Source organism: Leyella stercorea, assembly GCF_019052365.1.
Lineage (GTDB): Bacteria > Bacteroidota > Bacteroidia > Bacteroidales > Bacteroidaceae > Prevotella.
In genome coordinates this window covers 1-16812 of sequence record NZ_JAHQUY010000029.1, presented here as the reverse complement: position 1 = coordinate 16812, position 16812 = coordinate 1, and the positions used below count along the sequence as shown (strand labels likewise).

The following is a 16812-nucleotide window of genomic DNA, read 5'->3' as shown; positions in this document are numbered from 1 at the left end:
CCTTATACAGGCTTATACTCTAAACAACAATAAAAGGCGCAACCGTACGGGTTGCGCCTTTTTTAGTAGCAAAACTGCGCATTTGTTTGTTTTTCTCACCGCAAAAGTGTAGTTTTGCAGAATAAACCCTAATAGAACAGCTATCAATAGGGGCACCATGTTGAAGACATCTTCAGCAAGCCCGAAGCAAAAGCAAAGACTATGAACAAAACAGTAATTCTAACGCTTACAGCAGCAGCCCTGCTGTCGACAACCGACGCTGTGGCACAGTTGAAATATCCGGCAACGGCGAAGGACAACACCGTTGACGAGTACTTCGGAGAGAAGGTGGCAGACCCGTACCGTTGGTTGGAGAACGACACGAGCGCAGCCACGGCAGAGTGGGTGAGAGAGGAAAACCTCGTCAGCCGCAAATATCTCGACAATATACCTATGCGCAAGGCGATACTGAAGCGCCTGAAGGAAACCGTGAACTACGAGAAGCGCGGCATGGCATTCGAGCGCGGCGGCAAGTGGTACGCCTACCGCAACGACGGACTGCAGAATCAGTCGGTGCTCTACCAGATGGATCGCTACGATGCTCCCGTCAGCGAGTGGCGCGTGTGGCTCGACCCTAACACGCTGAGCACCGACGGCACGGTGGCACTGAAGAGCACCACGTTCTCGCACGACGGCAAGTACATGGCGTATGTCATCTCGCGCAACGGATCGGACTGGGAGGAGATATACGTGAAGGACGTGGCGACAGGCAAGACACTCGACGACCACATCGTGTGGGCGAAGTTCACGAAAGCCACATGGGTGGGCGACGGCTTCTACTACAGTGCCTACGACGCGCCCGAGAAAGGCAAGGAGACATCAGCCAAGAACGCCGTGCAGAAGATATACTACCACCGCATAGGCACGCCGCAGAGCGACGACCGCCTGTTCTATCAGAACCCGTCGCAGCCGCTGCGCTTCTACGAGGTGAGCGTGAACAAGGAGGAGACCGTGATGTACCTCACCGAGGCTGGCATGGACAACGGCAACAACCTCTACGTGCGCGATATGACGCAGGCAGACGCACAGTTCATACAGATGTGCTCCGACTCGCGCTATATCTACTCGCCTGTGGAGACCGTCGGCAACCGTATGTACATACTCACAAACGCCGGTGCACCGAAGTACCGACTCATGGTGGCAGACGTGAGCAACCCAGGCTACGCCGACTGGAAAGAGCTGGTGGGCGAGGGCGAGAGCGTGCTTGAGGACGTTACGTTCACCGCCGACAACCGCATGATACTGCAGTACGCCAAGGACAACTGCAACCAGCTTTACGTTTACGACACCGACGGCAACCGACTCAGCGAGATTGCGCTGCCCACGTTCGGCACCACATCCGTGAGCGGCGCACGCGGACAGAAGGAACTCTTCTACTCGTTCACGTCGTACACCACGCCGGGCGCCATCTACAGCTACGATATTACAGCGAAGAGCACGCTGCTGTCTGCACCGAAGCTCTCGTTCCGCACGCAGGACTACGTTACGGAGATGCTTTTCTACACCTCGAAGGACGGCACACGCGCTCCGCTCTTCGTGACGCACAAGAAAGGCATAAAGCTCAACGGCAAGAATCCGCTGCTACTCTACGGCTACGGCGGCTTCAACGTGACGTACAAGCCCTACTTCCTTTCAAGCATGATTCCGTTTATGGAGCGCGGCGGCGTATACGTTCACGCCGTGTTGCGCGGCGGTGGCGAGTATGGCGAGCAATGGCACGTGGCAGGCACGAAGCTGCAGAAGCAGAACGTGTTCGACGACTTCATCTCGGCAGCCGAATACCTTATTAATAAAGGCTACACCTCAAAGAACTATCTCGCCATACAGGGCGGAAGCAACGGAGGACTCCTCGTCGGAGCCTGTATGACGCAGCGCCCCGACCTCTTCCGCGTTTGTCTGCCCGCAGTAGGCGTTATGGATATGCTGCGCTATCATAAGTTCACCATCGGTTGGAACTGGGCGCCCGACTACGGCACATCTGATGATTCGAAGGAGATGTTCGACTATCTGAAGGCTTACTCGCCGCTTCACACGCTGAAGCCCGGCGTGCATTATCCGGCTACGCTCGTCACCACAGCCGACCACGACGACCGCGTGGTGCCAGCCCATTCGTTCAAGTTCGCTGCACGCCTGCAGGAGTGTCAGGGCGGCACGGCTCCGGTGCTCATCAGCATCGGCGTGAACGCCGGACACGGCGGAGGCAAACCGCTGGCAAAGCGACTCGAAGAGACAGCCGACGCCATCAGCTTCACGCTGTGGAACATGGGTGTGAAGAAATAATCATGGAATAAGGCAAGAGAGAACAGCCCCACGGGGCATAAAGAACAAACAGAGAGAAGAAGCAGAATATGGTACCACAGGAATATCAGAAGTTCTACCTGAAAGACGTGACGTTCGTCAATCTGATGATGCGTCGCATATACAATGTGCTCATCGTGGCAAACCCGTACGACGCGTTCATGCTCGAGGACGACGGACGCGTTGAGGAGAAGATATACAACGAGTATGTGGAGCTCGGTCTGCGCTATCCGCCTACGTTTACACAGGTGAGCACTACGGAGGAGGCGCGCGAGGTGTTGCGCACGATGCACATCGACCTCGTAATCTGTATGCCGGGCAACGCCGACAACGACGCGTTCAGCGTGGCGCACGACATAAAGGCGGAGTTTCCGCACATGCACTGCATAGTGCTCACGCCTTTCTCGCACGGCATCACGAAACGCATGGAGAACGAAGACCTCTCCATCTTCGACTATGTGTTCTGTTGGCTCGGCAACACCAATCTTATCCTCTCTATCATCAAGCTGATAGAGGACAAGATGAACCTCGAGCACGACATCAATGAGGGCGGCGTGCAGATGATTCTGCTCGTTGAGGACAGCATACGCTTCTACAGCTCGATACTGCCCAACCTCTACAACTACATACTGGCGCAGAGCAAGCGCTTCGCTACTGAGGCGCTCAACCGCCACTCGGCAACGCTGCGTATGCGCGGCAGACCGAAGGTGGTGCTGGCGCGCAACTACGAGGAGGCTATGGCGCTGTACGAACGCTACTCGGACAATGTGCTCGGCGTGATAAGTGACGTGCGCTTCCCCATACACGGCGAGAAGGACAGCGAGGCGGGTTTGAAACTGATGCGCGAGATACGGCAGAACGACCCCTATCTGCCGCTCATACTCGAGAGCTCGGAGTCGGAGAACCGCGCCAAGGCTGAGGCTGAAGGATTCCGCTTCGTCGACAAGAACTCTAAGAAGATGTCGCTCGACCTGCGAAAGATTCTGGAGGAGCACTTCGGTTTCGGCGACTTTATCTTCCGCGACCCGAAGACGAAAGCCGAGATAATGCGCATACACTCGCTGAAGGAACTGCAGGACAACATCTTCAAGATTCCCGACGACTCGATGCTCTATCATATCTCGCGCAACCACATGAGCCGTTGGCTCTCGGCGCGTGCCATCTTCCCCGTGTCGATGTTCCTGAAGACCGTGACGTGGGAGCGACTGAAGGATATCACAGCCCACCGCGAGATTATCTTCGACGCCATAGTGCAGTATCGCCACATGAAGAATATCGGCGTGGTGGCGGTGTTCGACCGCATGAAGTTCGATGCCTACTCCCACTTCGCACGCATCGGCGAAGGCTCGCTCGGCGGAAAGGGCAGAGGCTTGGCGTTCCTCGACAACATCATAAAGATGCACCCCGAGTTCAACTCGCTGGAGGGAGCGAAGGTGCAGATACCGCGCACCGTGGTGCTCTGCACCGACGTGTTCGACCAGTTCATGGAGCAGAACAACCTCTATCAGATTGCACTCAGCGACGCCTCGGACGACGACATACTGCGCCACTTCCTGCGTGCGCAGTTGCCCGACTCGCTCATAGCCGACTTCTTCACGTTCTTCGAAGCCGTGAAGAGTCCGATAGCCATACGCTCGTCGTCGCTGCTCGAGGACGCCCACTACCAGCCCTTCGCGGGTATCTACTCTACGTACATGATTCCGTACCTCGACGACAAGTACGCCATGCTCGAGATGCTGGCGTGCGCTATCAAGGGCGTCTACGCTTCGGTCTACTATCGCGATTCGAAGGCGTACATGACAGCCACGAGCAACGTAATCGACCAGGAGAAGATGGCAGTGATACTGCAGGAAGTGGTGGGCAAGCAGTACGACGGACGCTACTACCCGAACATATCGGGTGTGCTGCGCTCGCTCAACTACTACCCCATAGGCGACGAGCGTGCAGAGGACGGCATCGCTTCGCTCGCGCTGGGCTTGGGCAAGTATATTGTGGACGGCGGACAGACGCTGCGCGTGTCGCCATACCATCCGCACCAGGTGCTGCAGACCTCAGAACTGGAGACGGCGCTGCGCGAGACACAGACGCGCTTCTACGCTCTCGACACGCGCCACGTGGGCAACGACTTCAAGGTGGACGACGGATTCAACATTCTGAACCTGAAAGTGAAGGAGGCAGAGCGCGACAATTCGCTCAACTTCATCGCATCTACCTACGACCCATACGACCAGGTGATACGCGACGGACTGTACGAGGGCGGCAGAAAGGTGATATCGTTCGCCGGAGTGCTGCAGCAGAACGTGTTTCCGCTGCCCGAACTGCTGCAGATGTCGATGCGCTACGGTGCAGAGGCTATGCGCCGACCCGTGGAGATTGAGTTTGCATGCAATCTCAACGCCGACCGCACCGGTTCGCTCTACCTGCTGCAGATTCGCCCAATTGTCGATCAGAAGCAGATGCTCGACGAGGACCTCGCGGCGATACCCGATGCCGACTGCCTGTTGCGCTCGCACAACTCGCTCGGGCATGGCGTGACCGAAGACGTGACCGACGTGGTGTACGTGAAGACCGACGACCGATTCTCGGCTGCCGACAACCCGACGATAGCACGCGAAATAGAAAAACTGAACAAGGAATATCTCGACCGCGGCACAAACTACGTGCTTGTAGGTCCGGGCCGCTGGGGTTCGAGCGACTCTTGGTTGGGCATACCTGTGAAGTGGCCGCATATTTCGGCAGCGCGCGTCATCGTTGAGGTGGCGCTGAAAAACTATCGCGTAGACCCGAGTCAGGGCACGCACTTCTTCCAGAATCTCACTTCGTTCGGCGTGGGCTACTTCACCATCGACGAGAACCGCAACGATGGTTGTTTTCACAAGGCAGCGCTCGACGCAATGCCGGCTGTGGAGGAGACAGAACACGTGCGTGTGGTGCGCTTCGAGAAAGGACTAAGAATAATGATGGACGGAAAGAAAGGCGAGGGAGTGGTTGTCGCTATATGATAAAGCGGTGATTATGCGTGTTTTCAATTGAAAACTGGCAGATGGGCTGGTAGATATCCTGGTAGCTTAATTGAAAAATCGGAAATCTGCCAGCCTTTGTCTTGCTGAAAGCCAATAGGTTATGTTGCTGCTGGTAGATATGGTAGATTTTTTTCGCAAACTAAATTTTGTTTGTGATTGTTCTTACATAGAATACGCAGATGCCCATATGGGGTGCAGCAGTCTCGTTCATAGGGGGTGCTGCAGTCTCTGCTGCACCAACCAAGCTATTGGTGCAGTTGTAGGGGGTGCACTTCTTGGTTGGTGCACTTGAGACAAGTGCACCCCCTGGGGATACTCTCCTGTGGATGTTCGCTGCAATTTACTTAACTGCGATGCACTCCACCTCAACCAGAGCGTTCTTCGGCAGAGTCTTCACTGCAACTGCAGAGCGAGCCGGGAACGGCTGAGAGAAGAACTCGGCGTAAACCTCGTTCATGGCAGCGAAGTCGGCCATGTCGCTGAGGAACACCGTTGTCTTAACCACGTGCTGCAGGTCGGTGCCTGCTTCCTCGAGGATGTGCTTTGCGTTGGTGAGCGACTGGCGTGTCTGTTCCTTTACGCCGCCCTCTGCGAATGCGCCTGTTGCAGGGTCGATAGGCAACTGGCCCGATGCGAATACCATGCCGTTAGCCTCTACTGCCTGTGAATACGGGCCGATAGCTGCCGGTGCTTTCTCTGTGTTAATCTGTTTGTTCATAGTCTTTTGGGTTTAAAATGTTATTGTTTGTCTTATTTTGATTTTAGAGAGGTGGGGTGTAGTAGAGGGTGCACTTGTCTCCTTAGGGGGTGCACTTGTCTCAAGTGCACCAACAAAGAAGGATGTATAGTGTAGTTTGGTTGGTGCAGTATAGCTTGGCTGGTGCAGTTCTTGCTTGGTTGGTGCACTTGAGACAAGTGCACCCCCTGCAAGTACATCCCCTGCAATTGCACCCCCTACTTCTTCCTGCTGCAAAAGTACAGTAAAAAACGGAGAAAACGAAACTTTTGTGCTTGTTAAATAATTCTAAATATTCGCCGATGCTTGCTGTATGTCTCTTTTATATAATAAAAAATGTGTAATTTTGCAGACCGATTATTCGGGGATACACTTAGAGTCCCCTGCATGAGGGTGTTAATAGCGCTTGCCGAAAAGGCCAGGCGGCGTGGTTAGTGAATCGCTCGTGCAAGAAAAATAAATGTTTTTTAGTAGTAATATTTTTAATTAAAAAAATGAACACTTTAAGTTACAAGACTATTTCCGTAAACAAGGAAACAGCTAAGAAGGAGTGGGTGGTTATTGATGCCACAGACCAGGTTGTAGGTCGTCTCTGCTCTAAGGTAGCAAAGCTCATCCGCGGAAAGTACAAGCCAACTTTCACTCCGCACGTAGACTGCGGTGACAACGTTATCATCATCAACGCTGCTAAGGCAGTTTTCACAGGTAAGAAGGAAACTGACAAGGTCTACACACGTTATACTGGCTATCCTGGTGGACAGCGCTTCAACACTCCGGCAGAGCTCCGCAAGCGTCCGGACGGTATGGACAAGATTATCCGTCACGCTGTGAAGGGTATGCTCCCGAAGGGTCCGCTCGGTCGTCGTCTTCTCGACAACCTCTATATCTATGACGGTACAGAGCACAAGCACGAGGCACAGCAGCCGAAGGCTATCGATATTAACCAGTATAAATAAAGCATAAGACATGGAAATGATTAATGCAATTGGTCGCCGTAAGAGTGCCGTAGCTCGTGTATATCTCACAGAGGGCACAGGTAAGATCACTATCAATAAGGAAGAACTCACAAAGTATTTCCCGTCAGCAATTCTGCAGTACGTTGTTAAGCAGCCGCTGCTCCTGCTCGGTGTGGAAGAGAAATATGACATCAAGGTAAACCTCGATGGTGGCGGCTTCACAGGTCAGAGCCAGGCTCTCCGCCTCGCTATCGCTCGCGCACTCGTTAAGGTTAACGCTGAGGACAAGAAGACTCTCAAGGTTCAGGGCTTCCTCACACGCGACGCTCGTGAGGTTGAGCGTAAGAAGCCGGGTCAGCCGAAGGCACGCCGTCGCTTCCAGTTCAGCAAGCGTTAATATCAAAACTGTCTTGGTGTCTTTCTATGCTGCTGCCTGAAGCAGTGGCTTAGAATGCTCCGGACAACGTTTAGCATCCAAACTCGCGAGACCGATATATACTCGTTACTCGTGGGCTGGTTCAATTCAACTCAAAGGAAAGTAAACAATTTTAACAAACAAAGAAAATGTCAAGAACTAATTTTGACCAGTTGTTAGAGGCAGGCTGTCACTTTGGCCACCTCCGTCGTAAGTGGAATCCGGCAATGGCTCCGTACATCTTCATGGAGCGCAATGGTATTCATATCATCGATCTGCACAAGACAGTAGCTAAGGTTGACGAGGCTGCTGAGGCTCTCAAGCAGATTGCAAAGTCAGGCAAGAAGATCCTGTTCGTCGCTACTAAAAAACAAGCTAAGGACGTAGTTGCTGAGAAGGCAGCGAGCGTAAACATGCCTTACGTTATCGAGCGTTGGCCGGGCGGTATGCTCACCAACTTCCCGACAATCCGCAAGGCTGTTAAGAAAATGGCGAACATCGACAAGCTCATGAACGACGGTACATTCTCTAAGCTCTCTAAGCGTGAGCTTCTGCAGGTGACACGTCAGCGCGCTAAGCTGGAGAAGAACCTCGGTTCTATCGCTGACTTGACACGCCTTCCGAGCGCTTTGTTCGTTGTCGACGTGATGAAGGAGAACATCGCAGTGCGCGAGGCTAACCGCCTCGGTATCCCTGTGTTCGCTATGGTCGACACCAACTCTGACCCGCGCAACATCGACTACATCATCCCGGCTAACGACGACGCTAAGGATTCTATCGACGTAGTTCTCTCTGCTTGCTGCGGTGCTATCGCAGAAGGTCTTGAGGAGCGCAAGGTAGAGAAGGCTGACGAGAAGGCAGCTGCTGAGCAGAAGGAGGGCAAGGCTCCCCGCAAGGCTCGCAAGGAAGAGGCTGAGGCTGCTGAGTAAGCAACTATAATACATATAAATCGGAAATTCTTTAATTCGTAAATCAAGATTTTGGAATGGAGAATTTCCGATTTTTAGGTTAAAACGCAATCAACATTTAATTAATCAATAACTAATAATTTAAGAAAAATGGCTGTTTCAATTGAAGACATCAAGAAACTTCGCGCTATGACAGGTGCTGGTCTTGCAGACGTAAAGAAGGCCCTGACAGAGGCAGAAGGTGATTTCGATAAGGCAAAGGAGTTGCTCCGTGAGCGCGGACTCGCTATCGCTGCAAAGCGTTCTGACCGCGAGACATCTAACGGCTGCGTGCTCGTTAAGAAGGTAGGCGAATTCGCTGCTATCATCGCTCTCAAGTGCGAGACCGACTTCGTAGCTAACGGTGCTGACTTCATCAAGCTCACATCTGATATCCTCGACGCTGCTATCGCTGCTAAGGCTCAGACTCTCGACGAGGTTAAGGCTTTGGCTCTCGGCGAGTCTGACGTTCAGGCTGCTGTTACAGCACGCTCTGGTATCACTGGCGAGAAGATGGAGCTCGACGGCTACTGCGTACTCGAGGGTGAGAACGTAGAGGTTTACGACCACATGAACAAGCACACTCTCTGCACAATGGTGCAGCTCAACAAGGAGAACGCTGAGGTTGGTCACAAGATCGCTATGCAGGTAGCTGCTATGAAGCCGCTCGCACTCGACGAAAGCTCAATCTCTGAGGATGTGAAGAACGAGGAGTTCAAGGTAGCTGTTGAGAAGACTAAGGAAGAGCTCGTAGAGAAGGCAGTGAACGCTGCTCTCCACAAGGCTGGTCTCAACCCGAACCACTTCGACTCTGAGGACCACATCGAGTCTAACCAGGGCAAGGGCTGGATCACAGCTGAGGACGTAGCTAAGTTCCGCGAGATCAAGGAGACTGTAGGCGCTGAGGCTACAGCTAAGCTCAACCCGACAATGATCGAGAACATCGCTAAGGGTCGCGTTGCCAAGTTCCTCAAGGAGGTTTGCCTCGTTAACCAGGAGTTCCAGTTCGGCGACGAAGCTAAGCAGAACGTTGCTGGCTATCTCAAGTCTCAGGACAAGGATCTGAAGATCGTTGCTTACAAGCGCTTCACTCTTGCTGCTGAGTAATTAGAGAAATCAATTACGCATAATTAATATTGGAGCCGTAGAGGGTGAATAGCCTTCTGCGGCTTTTTTAATTTTCATAGCTTATGAAGATATTTGCTGTAGGTATGAACTACCTCGAACACAATAAAGAGCTGCATGGTGCGTTATATAAACCAGAGGAGCCCGTCATCTTTACAAAAGCCGACTCGGCGTTGCTGAAGGACCACAAGCCCTTCTTCATACCCGACCACCTCGGACGCATCGACTATGAGACTGAGCTTGTTGTGCGCATCTCGCGCCTCGGCAAGACCATCTCCGAGCGTTTCGCCCCGCGCTATTACGACGCCGTGACGGTGGGCATCGACTTCACCGCTCGCGAGTTGCAGAAGAAACTGCGCGCTGAGGGCAAGCCGTGGGAGCTGTGCAAAGGCTTTGACGGTTCGGCTGCGATAGGCGAGTGGGTTTCGTTGGAGAAGTTCCGCGACGTGCAAGCCATCCATTTCCACCTCGACATCAACGGCAAGACCGTGCAGGAGGGATGCACCAGCGACATGCTCTATCGTGTAGACGAGCTTATCGCATACATCTCGCAGTTCTTCACGCTGAAGACCGGCGACATTCTGTTCACAGGCACGCCGGCAGGCGTCGGACCGGTGAACATCGACGACAAGCTGGAGGGCTACCTCGAAGACCGCAAAGTGCTTGAGTTCAGCTGCAAGTAGAACTGCAGGGGAAGTTCTCCCACAGAATACACAGATTTCACGGAAGGGACTGCTAAGATATTCTCCCACAGATGTCACAGATGTACACAGATATATGAGGGTATGGCATCCCTGCCATGCCCACGCAGCCATCCAAACTTCTGTGAGTTCTGTGAATTCCGTGGGTGTACTTACACCAAACTTCTGTGTTCATCCGTGAAATCCGTGGGAGTATAAACGTTCTTATAGGACACACGGCACTATCCGTTGGATAACGCGGTTCCTAACACTTGTGGAAACAAATAAAGAAAAGACATGAAATTACGCCAAACCATATTGATGCTGCTGACAGTCTGCGCGGTGATACCCGCAAGCGCCCAGCAGTTCTTCCACCTCACAGCCGACGAGCTGCGTGTCGACACCCTATCTGCACCGCAGTTCACACACGTCATGCCTCTGCCCGAAGCGTGGCGCGACTCCGTGTATACCGTCAGCATCGTGTATCCGGAGTATGCAGACATGGCTGCGGCAGACGTGGCGAACTACAAGCGCCTCGTGGCTGAACAGCCCGACGCAGAGCCGAAGGTGGAGACACACGTCACGTTCGACCGCAAGCGGGCGTCGCTCCTCGCAGCCGTCAACCCCGTTGTGTTCCGCGACGGACGCTACAAGCAGCTCGTTAGTTTCATGTTGCGCCGCGAGTCACGAGCCAAATTCGACGCACGCCGCTATGCTGTAGCGTACGGCGAGCGTGCAGACGCCAAGGTGAACGTGTGGGACACGCTGCCTGCAGCGAAGCGCTATGCCGAGCATAGTGTGCTGCGCGAAGGACGCTGGGCGAAGATACGCGTGGCTGAGTCGGGCATATACCAGCTCACATCCGCTCTCGTGCGTCAGGCAGGCTTCACGGATATAAACAAGGTGAAGCTGTACGGCTATGGCGGCAATCTCATCAACGAGACACTCGACCCGAAAGACCTCGTCGAGCACGACGACCTTAAGGAAGTGCCCACCTGCGACGTAGATGGCAAGCGACTCTTCTACGCCCGCGGACCCGTGTCGTGGGAGACCGAGACCGCCGACCGCCGCACACGCAACTACTACTCCAACTACGGATACTATTTCCTCACCGAGGACACCTCTTCGGAGCCGGCGAAGGTAGACTACGACACGTTCGTCGCTTCGTTCTACCCGTCGCCCGACTTCTATCACGACATACACGAGCAGGACGCCTTCTCATGGTACAAGGGCGGACGCAACTTCTTCGGTGCGCAGCAGGTGTCGCAAGGCTCGTACATGACGGTAGACATCCCCGAGAACTCGAATGCAACGAAGGGCAACCTATACGTTGTGGTTACGTCGAACAACTACTGCAAGGTGCAGGTGGAGTATAACGACTCCGTCGTGGGCACGTTGCAGACTTCCAACTCCGACAGCCAGTTCATCTACGGATGCGAGAGCCGCGGAACCTACCGTGTGCCTGCCGTTAAAGGCACGGCGAAGGTGAAGCTCTCGGTGCTCAGCGGCTCCAACCCGATGCGCCTCGACATGGTGTCGATGGCATGGGACAAGCCGCGCCCGCTGCCCGACCTTAAAGCCGCAAGTTTCCCGACTCCGACCTACGTTTACAACATAATGAACCAGGACCACCATGCCGACCAGCAAGCCGACCTGGTGATAATAATACCCACTTCGCAGAAACTGCTGAAGCAGGCGCAGCGTCTGAAGGCGTTCCACGAGCAGCACGACTCGCTGAAGGTGAATCTCGTGCCAGCCGACGAACTCTTCAACGAGTTCTCGAGCGGCACACCCGACGCTTCGGCTTATCGCCGCTACATGAAGATGCTCTACGACCGCGCCACTAGCGAGGACGACCGCCCGAAATATCTCCTGCTCTTCGGCGATTGTCTCTGGGACAACCGTATGATTACGTCGTACAACACGGGCAAGAACCCCGACGACTATCTCCTGGCGTTCGAGAGTGAGAACTCTTACGACCGCCGTGTCTGCTACATCGACGACAGCTTCCACGCCATGCTCGACGACGGCGAGGGTCTCCGACCGATGTACGTAGACAAACTCGACATCGGCGTGGGACGCTTCCCCGTAGTGAGCGACGCCGAAGCGAAGATAATGGTAGACAAAACCATCAATTATGCCGAGAATGGCAACGGCGGTGCATGGCAGAACACTATAATGTTCATGGGCGACGACGGCGACTATAATATACACATGACCGACGCCAACCTCGTTGCCGACCAGGTTTCGGCGGCTCATCCGCAGTACGTGGTGAAGAAGGTGATGTGGGATGCCTATCAGATGCAGTCGGGCGCCACGGGCAACACCTATCCCGAGGTGACGAACGTGATAAAGAAACAGCAGCAGCAGGGCGCACTCATCATGGACTACGCCGGACACGGCTCCGAGATACTCATCTCGCACGAGAAAGTGCTCGGCATAAGCGACTTCGCCGCGTTCTCTAACAAGAACATGCCGCTGTGGGTGACGGCTTCGTGCGACATCATGCCGTTCGACAACGGCGAGGAGACCATCGGCGAGACCGCATTGCTCAACGACAAGGGCGGAACAATGGCGTTCTACGGCACATCGCGCACCGTTTATGCGTCGCACAACACCACGCTCAACTCGGCGTTTATGAAGCATGTGCTCACCTACGAGGCCGACGGCAAGCCGATAGCGCTGGGCGAGGCTGTGCGCCGCGCCAAGAACGACATGAACGGACAGACCGTGGCCGAGAACTCGCTGCAGTATTCGCTGCTCGGCGACCCCGCGTTGCGTCTGCATCTGCCCACGGCGCAGATAGTTATCGACTCTATCAACGGCGTCGACATCACCAAAGCGGGAGCTACGGTGGCTATGAAAGCCGGTTCGCTCGCCACGGTGAAGGGACATATAGCCGACAACGCCGACTTCAACGGCACCGTTTCGCTCACTGTGCGCGACAATCTCGAAACCATCACCTGCCGTCTCAACCAACCCAAGGAGGCTGAGAATCCATTCGAATATACCGACCGCACGAAGACTATCTTCTCGGGCGATGACCGCATCAGCGGCGGACGCTTCTCCGTCTCGTTCGCCGTGCCGAAGGACATCAACTACTCCGATCAGTCGGGACTCATCAACGCCTTTGCCATCAACGACGACCATACGCTCACGGCGCACGGATATACCGACAAGTTCATCGTCGGCGGCAGCGACATTGCGCAGAACGACTCCGTAGGTCCGTCGATCTACTGCTACCTCAACTCGCCCTCGTTCAGCAACGGCGACCGCGTGAACTCAACGCCTTACTTCGTGGCTGAGGTGAAGGACAAGGACGGCATCAACGCCTCGGGAGCAGGCATCGGACACGACATGCAGCTCATCATCGACGGCAAGATGGAGATGACGTACTCGCTCAACGAGAACTTCCAGTACGACTTCGGTTCGTACACCTCAGGCTCTACATATTATAATATACCGCAGCTGGAGGAAGGACCGCACAAACTGCAGTTCCGTGCCTGGGACATTCTGAACAACTACTCTACAGCCGAACTCACGTTCAACGTCGTTACGGGTCAGAAGCCGTCGTTCTCTATCGGCTGCACCAACAACCCGGCGCGCGAGTCGACGACGTTCATCATCAGTCACGACCGCTCCGGTGCGGAGCTTGGCGTGATAATCGACGTGTTCGACGTGAGCGGACGCCTGCTTTGGCGCCATGAGGAGAGCGGTGTGAGCGACACTGGCACCTACACCGTGCCCTGGGATCTGACCATCGACGGCGGTTCGCGCCTGCAGACCGGCGTTTATCTCTACCGCGTCCACCTCACTTCTGAAGGCGCAACGCGCATATCAAAGGCTAAGAAACTTATAGTTGTAGGCAATAATTAAGCCGCTCGGGCGTTTATAATAACGGGTGCGCCGACCGGCACACGCCGAATGTGCACACCCGAAATATAATAATAGAAAAGAAGATGAAACTAAAACAGAAGTTGGCGGCATTACTCTTCGCCGCACTCATTACGCTACCTGCAGCCGCTCAGGAGAAGCAGGATATGTTCCGACCGGAAACCTCGTCGGTGACATCGCAGTCGATAGCGCCTGACGCTCGCGCCGGCGGTATGGGCGACATCGGTGCGGCTACCGACCCGGACGTTGTGTCGCAGTATTGGAACCCTGCCAAGTATCCGTTCACCATCTCGCGCGCCGGCGTGTCGCTCAACTACACCCCGTGGTTGCGCCGCCTCGTGAGCGATATGGACCTCGCTTATCTCTCGGGCTACTACCGCATCGGCGACTACTCTGCCGTGTCGGCTTCGCTGCGCTATTTCTCGCTCGGCGAGGTGTACACCAATGCCGGCGAGACTAACGACAACTCAATGACCATCAACCCGTACGAGATGTCGGCAGACGTGGCTTACTCAATCATGCTCAGCGAGACGTTCTCTATCGCTGCCGCCGTGCGCTGGATCTACTCCGACCTTACGTACGACTACACGTCCGACACCTCACCAGGCTCGGCGTTCGCTGTAGACCTCGCTGCCTACTATCAGAACTATGTTAACATCGGACAGCGCGAGTGTCAGCTCGGCTTGGGTCTTAACATGTCTAACATTGGTTCGAAGATCAACTTCGGTGGCACCGACGAGTCGGAGTTCATCCCCGCCAACCTGCGTCTCGGTGCGTCGCTGATGATACCGCTCGACGAGTACAACCGCATCACCATCGCCGCCGACGCCAACAAGCCGCTCGTTCCCACCATGCCCGTGAAGAATGATGGCGAGACAAACGAGGAGTTCGAGCAGCGCAAGCGCAAGGACTACTACGACATATCTTCAATCAGCGGCGTATTCAAGAGTTTCGGCGACGCACCCGGCGGATTCAAGGAGGAGATGCAGGAGGTGCGCTGGAGCGTAGGTGCCGAGTACGTGTACAACGACAAGTTCACGGTGCGCGCCGGCTACCACCATGAGTCGGAGAACAAGGGTAACCGCAAGTACTTCACCGTCGGTGCAGGCTTCCGCATGAGCGTCTTCTCGCTCGATGCTGGCTACGTCATCGCCACCGCAAAATCGAACCCGCTCGATCAGACGCTGCGCTTCTCGCTGTCGTTCGATATGGACGGAATAAAGGATCTCTTCAAGCGTAGATAATATGAAAATCAGAACCGGATTAGGATATGATGTCCACAAACTGGTGGAGGGTCGAGAGCTGTGGCTCGGTGGCATCCGCCTCGACTACGAACTCGGCTTGCTCGGACACAGCGACGCCGACGTGCTCATCCACGCCATCTGCGACGCCCTGCTCGGCGCCGCCAACATGCGCGACATAGGCTACCACTTCCCCGACACGGCTGCCGAGACGCTCAACGTAGACAGCAAGATTCTGCTGCGCAAGACCGTCGACCTCATCGCCACCAAGGGCTACCGCATCGGCAACGTAGACGCCACGGTGTGTGCAGAGCGCCCCAAGCTCAACCCTCACATACCCGAGATGCAGCGCTGCCTCGCCGACGTGATGCAGACCGACATCGACAACGTGTCTATCAAGGCGACGACTACGGAGAAGCTCGGCTTCACCGGTCGCATGGAAGGCATCTCTGCCTACGCCACCGTGCTCATCGAGAAAGACTAACTCTCAGGGGGTGCAGCTGTCCCAGCTGCACCAACCAAGCAAGCTGTTTTCTTCCCACAGATTTCACAGAATTCACAGAACCTTCTTGCTGTGATATTCTCCCACAGATTTCACTCTGCACAGAACCTTCTTACTGTGATATTCTCCCACAGATTTCACTGATATTCACAGAACCTTCTTACTGTGATTTCTTTCCACAGAATCCACAGAACTCACAGAACCTTCTTGCTGTGATATTCTCCCACAGATTTCGCAGATCTGCACAGATTGTTAGGGTGCGCACCCATCCGTAGCGGAGGTGAAAGCCTCCGCAGCAAGCAACAATACATATCATATAAACGAACACGAAGTAAGAGGTATATCAATATTGCTCGGTTGGTGCACTTCTTGCTCTGGCAAGCGGCAAAGCCGAGCGGAGACAAGTGCACCCCCTGAAGTTAGCATCTGTGCTGAGTGGAATCTGTGGGAGAATATTCTCAGCAGTAGGTTCTGTGATATCCGTGTATTCTGTGGGAGGTTCTTCCCAAGCAGCAGCATCTGTGAAAATCTGTGACATCTGTGGGAGTTTCTCAATGGGTTTTCAGCGAGTTTTTTGACTCAAAATACCCTAAAATGCAGTAAAAACAAACTTTTTTCAAAAAAAGTTGCAGAAACATTTGGCGGTTTCACAAAAAAGCCATACCTTTGCACTCGCTTTAAGGAACTAAGCAATACTACTTAAAGCAACCGATAAATATATCGGGCGTTTAGCTCAGCTGGTTTAGAGCATCTGCCTTACAAGCAGAGGGTCGGCGGTTCGAATCCGTCAACGCCCACAGGGGTGTTTCCTCGTGGTCCTTCGGGACTGCGGGGATTTTTTTTTGCTCCAAACCGTAGGGTGCTTAGGGGGTGCAGTTGTCTCAACTGCACCAATATTTTCGGCTCACCCGATATATCTAGGGGAAAGCTTTTTGATTCTATAGAAAATTTATACC

At 54.3% G+C, this 16812-nt stretch carries 11 protein-coding genes and 1 tRNA gene; 11 read left to right on the top strand and 1 reads right to left on the bottom strand.

Translation table 11 applies throughout. From position 1 onward, the window contains the following. Nucleotides 1-201 precede the first annotated feature (201 nt). Together KTQ90_RS06920 and KTQ90_RS06915 are read left to right on the top strand one after the other, a co-directional pair. Nucleotides 202-2319: a prolyl oligopeptidase family serine peptidase gene (locus KTQ90_RS06920; protein ID WP_217317724.1), complete on the top strand. Its 2118-nt coding sequence runs from the start codon at nucleotides 202-204 to the stop codon at nucleotides 2317-2319. A gap of 68 nt (nucleotides 2320-2387) precedes the next feature. After that, complete coding sequence (locus KTQ90_RS06915; RefSeq protein ID WP_217317723.1) at nucleotides 2388-5339, top strand: PEP/pyruvate-binding domain-containing protein; 2952 nt, start codon at nucleotides 2388-2390, stop codon at nucleotides 5337-5339. A 361-nt stretch (nucleotides 5340-5700) separates the two neighbouring features. On the opposite strand, the gene KTQ90_RS06910 is transcribed toward KTQ90_RS06915, so the two are convergent. After that, nucleotides 5701-6078: a RidA family protein gene (locus KTQ90_RS06910; protein ID WP_022430479.1), complete on the bottom strand. Its 378-nt coding sequence runs from the start codon at nucleotides 6076-6078 to the stop codon at nucleotides 5701-5703. Between the two features lie 512 nt (nucleotides 6079-6590). Between KTQ90_RS06910 and rplM the strand changes: the two genes are divergently transcribed. The 9 genes from rplM to KTQ90_RS06865 all read left to right on the top strand — a co-directional run bounded on the left by rplM (nucleotide 6591) and on the right by KTQ90_RS06865 (nucleotide 16653). Continuing rightward, nucleotides 6591-7052: a 50S ribosomal protein L13 gene (gene rplM / locus KTQ90_RS06905; RefSeq protein WP_022158160.1), complete on the top strand. Its 462-nt coding sequence runs from the start codon at nucleotides 6591-6593 to the stop codon at nucleotides 7050-7052. A gap of 10 nt (nucleotides 7053-7062) precedes the next feature. After that, nucleotides 7063-7449: a 30S ribosomal protein S9 gene (gene rpsI, locus KTQ90_RS06900; protein WP_007902489.1), complete on the top strand. Its 387-nt coding sequence runs from the start codon at nucleotides 7063-7065 to the stop codon at nucleotides 7447-7449. 167 nt (nucleotides 7450-7616) lie between these two features. After that, a complete protein-coding gene (gene rpsB / locus KTQ90_RS06895; RefSeq protein WP_007902488.1) occupies nucleotides 7617-8396 on the top strand; it encodes a 30S ribosomal protein S2 in 780 nt (259 codons plus the stop codon). A gap of 129 nt (nucleotides 8397-8525) precedes the next feature. Beyond that, nucleotides 8526-9521: a translation elongation factor Ts gene (gene tsf / locus KTQ90_RS06890; RefSeq protein ID WP_217317722.1), complete on the top strand. Its 996-nt coding sequence runs from the start codon at nucleotides 8526-8528 to the stop codon at nucleotides 9519-9521. A gap of 83 nt (nucleotides 9522-9604) precedes the next feature. Further along, nucleotides 9605-10222 (top strand): fumarylacetoacetate hydrolase family protein, encoded by a 618-nt coding sequence (locus KTQ90_RS06885; RefSeq protein WP_217317721.1) that lies wholly within the window; start codon nucleotides 9605-9607, stop codon nucleotides 10220-10222. Nucleotides 10223-10516: 294 nt separating this feature from the next. Then, nucleotides 10517-14095: a type IX secretion system sortase PorU gene (porU, locus tag KTQ90_RS06880; protein WP_217317720.1), complete on the top strand. Its 3579-nt coding sequence runs from the start codon at nucleotides 10517-10519 to the stop codon at nucleotides 14093-14095. Between the two features lie 83 nt (nucleotides 14096-14178). Beyond that, complete coding sequence (porV, locus tag KTQ90_RS06875; protein ID WP_217317719.1) at nucleotides 14179-15357, top strand: type IX secretion system outer membrane channel protein PorV; 1179 nt, start codon at nucleotides 14179-14181, stop codon at nucleotides 15355-15357. A 1-nt stretch (nucleotide 15358) separates the two neighbouring features. Then, nucleotides 15359-15838, top strand: a complete 480-nt coding sequence (ispF, locus tag KTQ90_RS06870) for a 2-C-methyl-D-erythritol 2,4-cyclodiphosphate synthase (RefSeq protein ID WP_022158165.1) — start codon at nucleotides 15359-15361, stop codon at nucleotides 15836-15838. A 740-nt stretch (nucleotides 15839-16578) separates the two neighbouring features. Further along, nucleotides 16579-16653 (top strand) — tRNA-Val (locus KTQ90_RS06865). Nucleotides 16654-16812: the final 159 nt, after the last annotated feature.

Coding starts and splice junctions, on each gene's coding strand:
- KTQ90_RS06920 (WP_217317724.1), top strand. CDS start 202: ATGAACAAAACAGTAATTCTAACGCTTACAGCAGCAGCCCTGCTGTCG.
- KTQ90_RS06915 (WP_217317723.1), top strand. CDS start 2,388: ATGGTACCACAGGAATATCAGAAGTTCTACCTGAAAGACGTGACGTTC.
- KTQ90_RS06910 (WP_022430479.1), bottom strand. CDS start 6,078: ATGAACAAACAGATTAACACAGAGAAAGCACCGGCAGCTATCGGCCCG.
- rplM (WP_022158160.1), top strand. CDS start 6,591: ATGAACACTTTAAGTTACAAGACTATTTCCGTAAACAAGGAAACAGCT.
- rpsI (WP_007902489.1), top strand. CDS start 7,063: ATGGAAATGATTAATGCAATTGGTCGCCGTAAGAGTGCCGTAGCTCGT.
- rpsB (WP_007902488.1), top strand. CDS start 7,617: ATGTCAAGAACTAATTTTGACCAGTTGTTAGAGGCAGGCTGTCACTTT.
- tsf (WP_217317722.1), top strand. CDS start 8,526: ATGGCTGTTTCAATTGAAGACATCAAGAAACTTCGCGCTATGACAGGT.
- KTQ90_RS06885 (WP_217317721.1), top strand. CDS start 9,605: ATGAAGATATTTGCTGTAGGTATGAACTACCTCGAACACAATAAAGAG.
- porU (WP_217317720.1), top strand. CDS start 10,517: ATGAAATTACGCCAAACCATATTGATGCTGCTGACAGTCTGCGCGGTG.
- porV (WP_217317719.1), top strand. CDS start 14,179: ATGAAACTAAAACAGAAGTTGGCGGCATTACTCTTCGCCGCACTCATT.
- ispF (WP_022158165.1), top strand. CDS start 15,359: ATGAAAATCAGAACCGGATTAGGATATGATGTCCACAAACTGGTGGAG.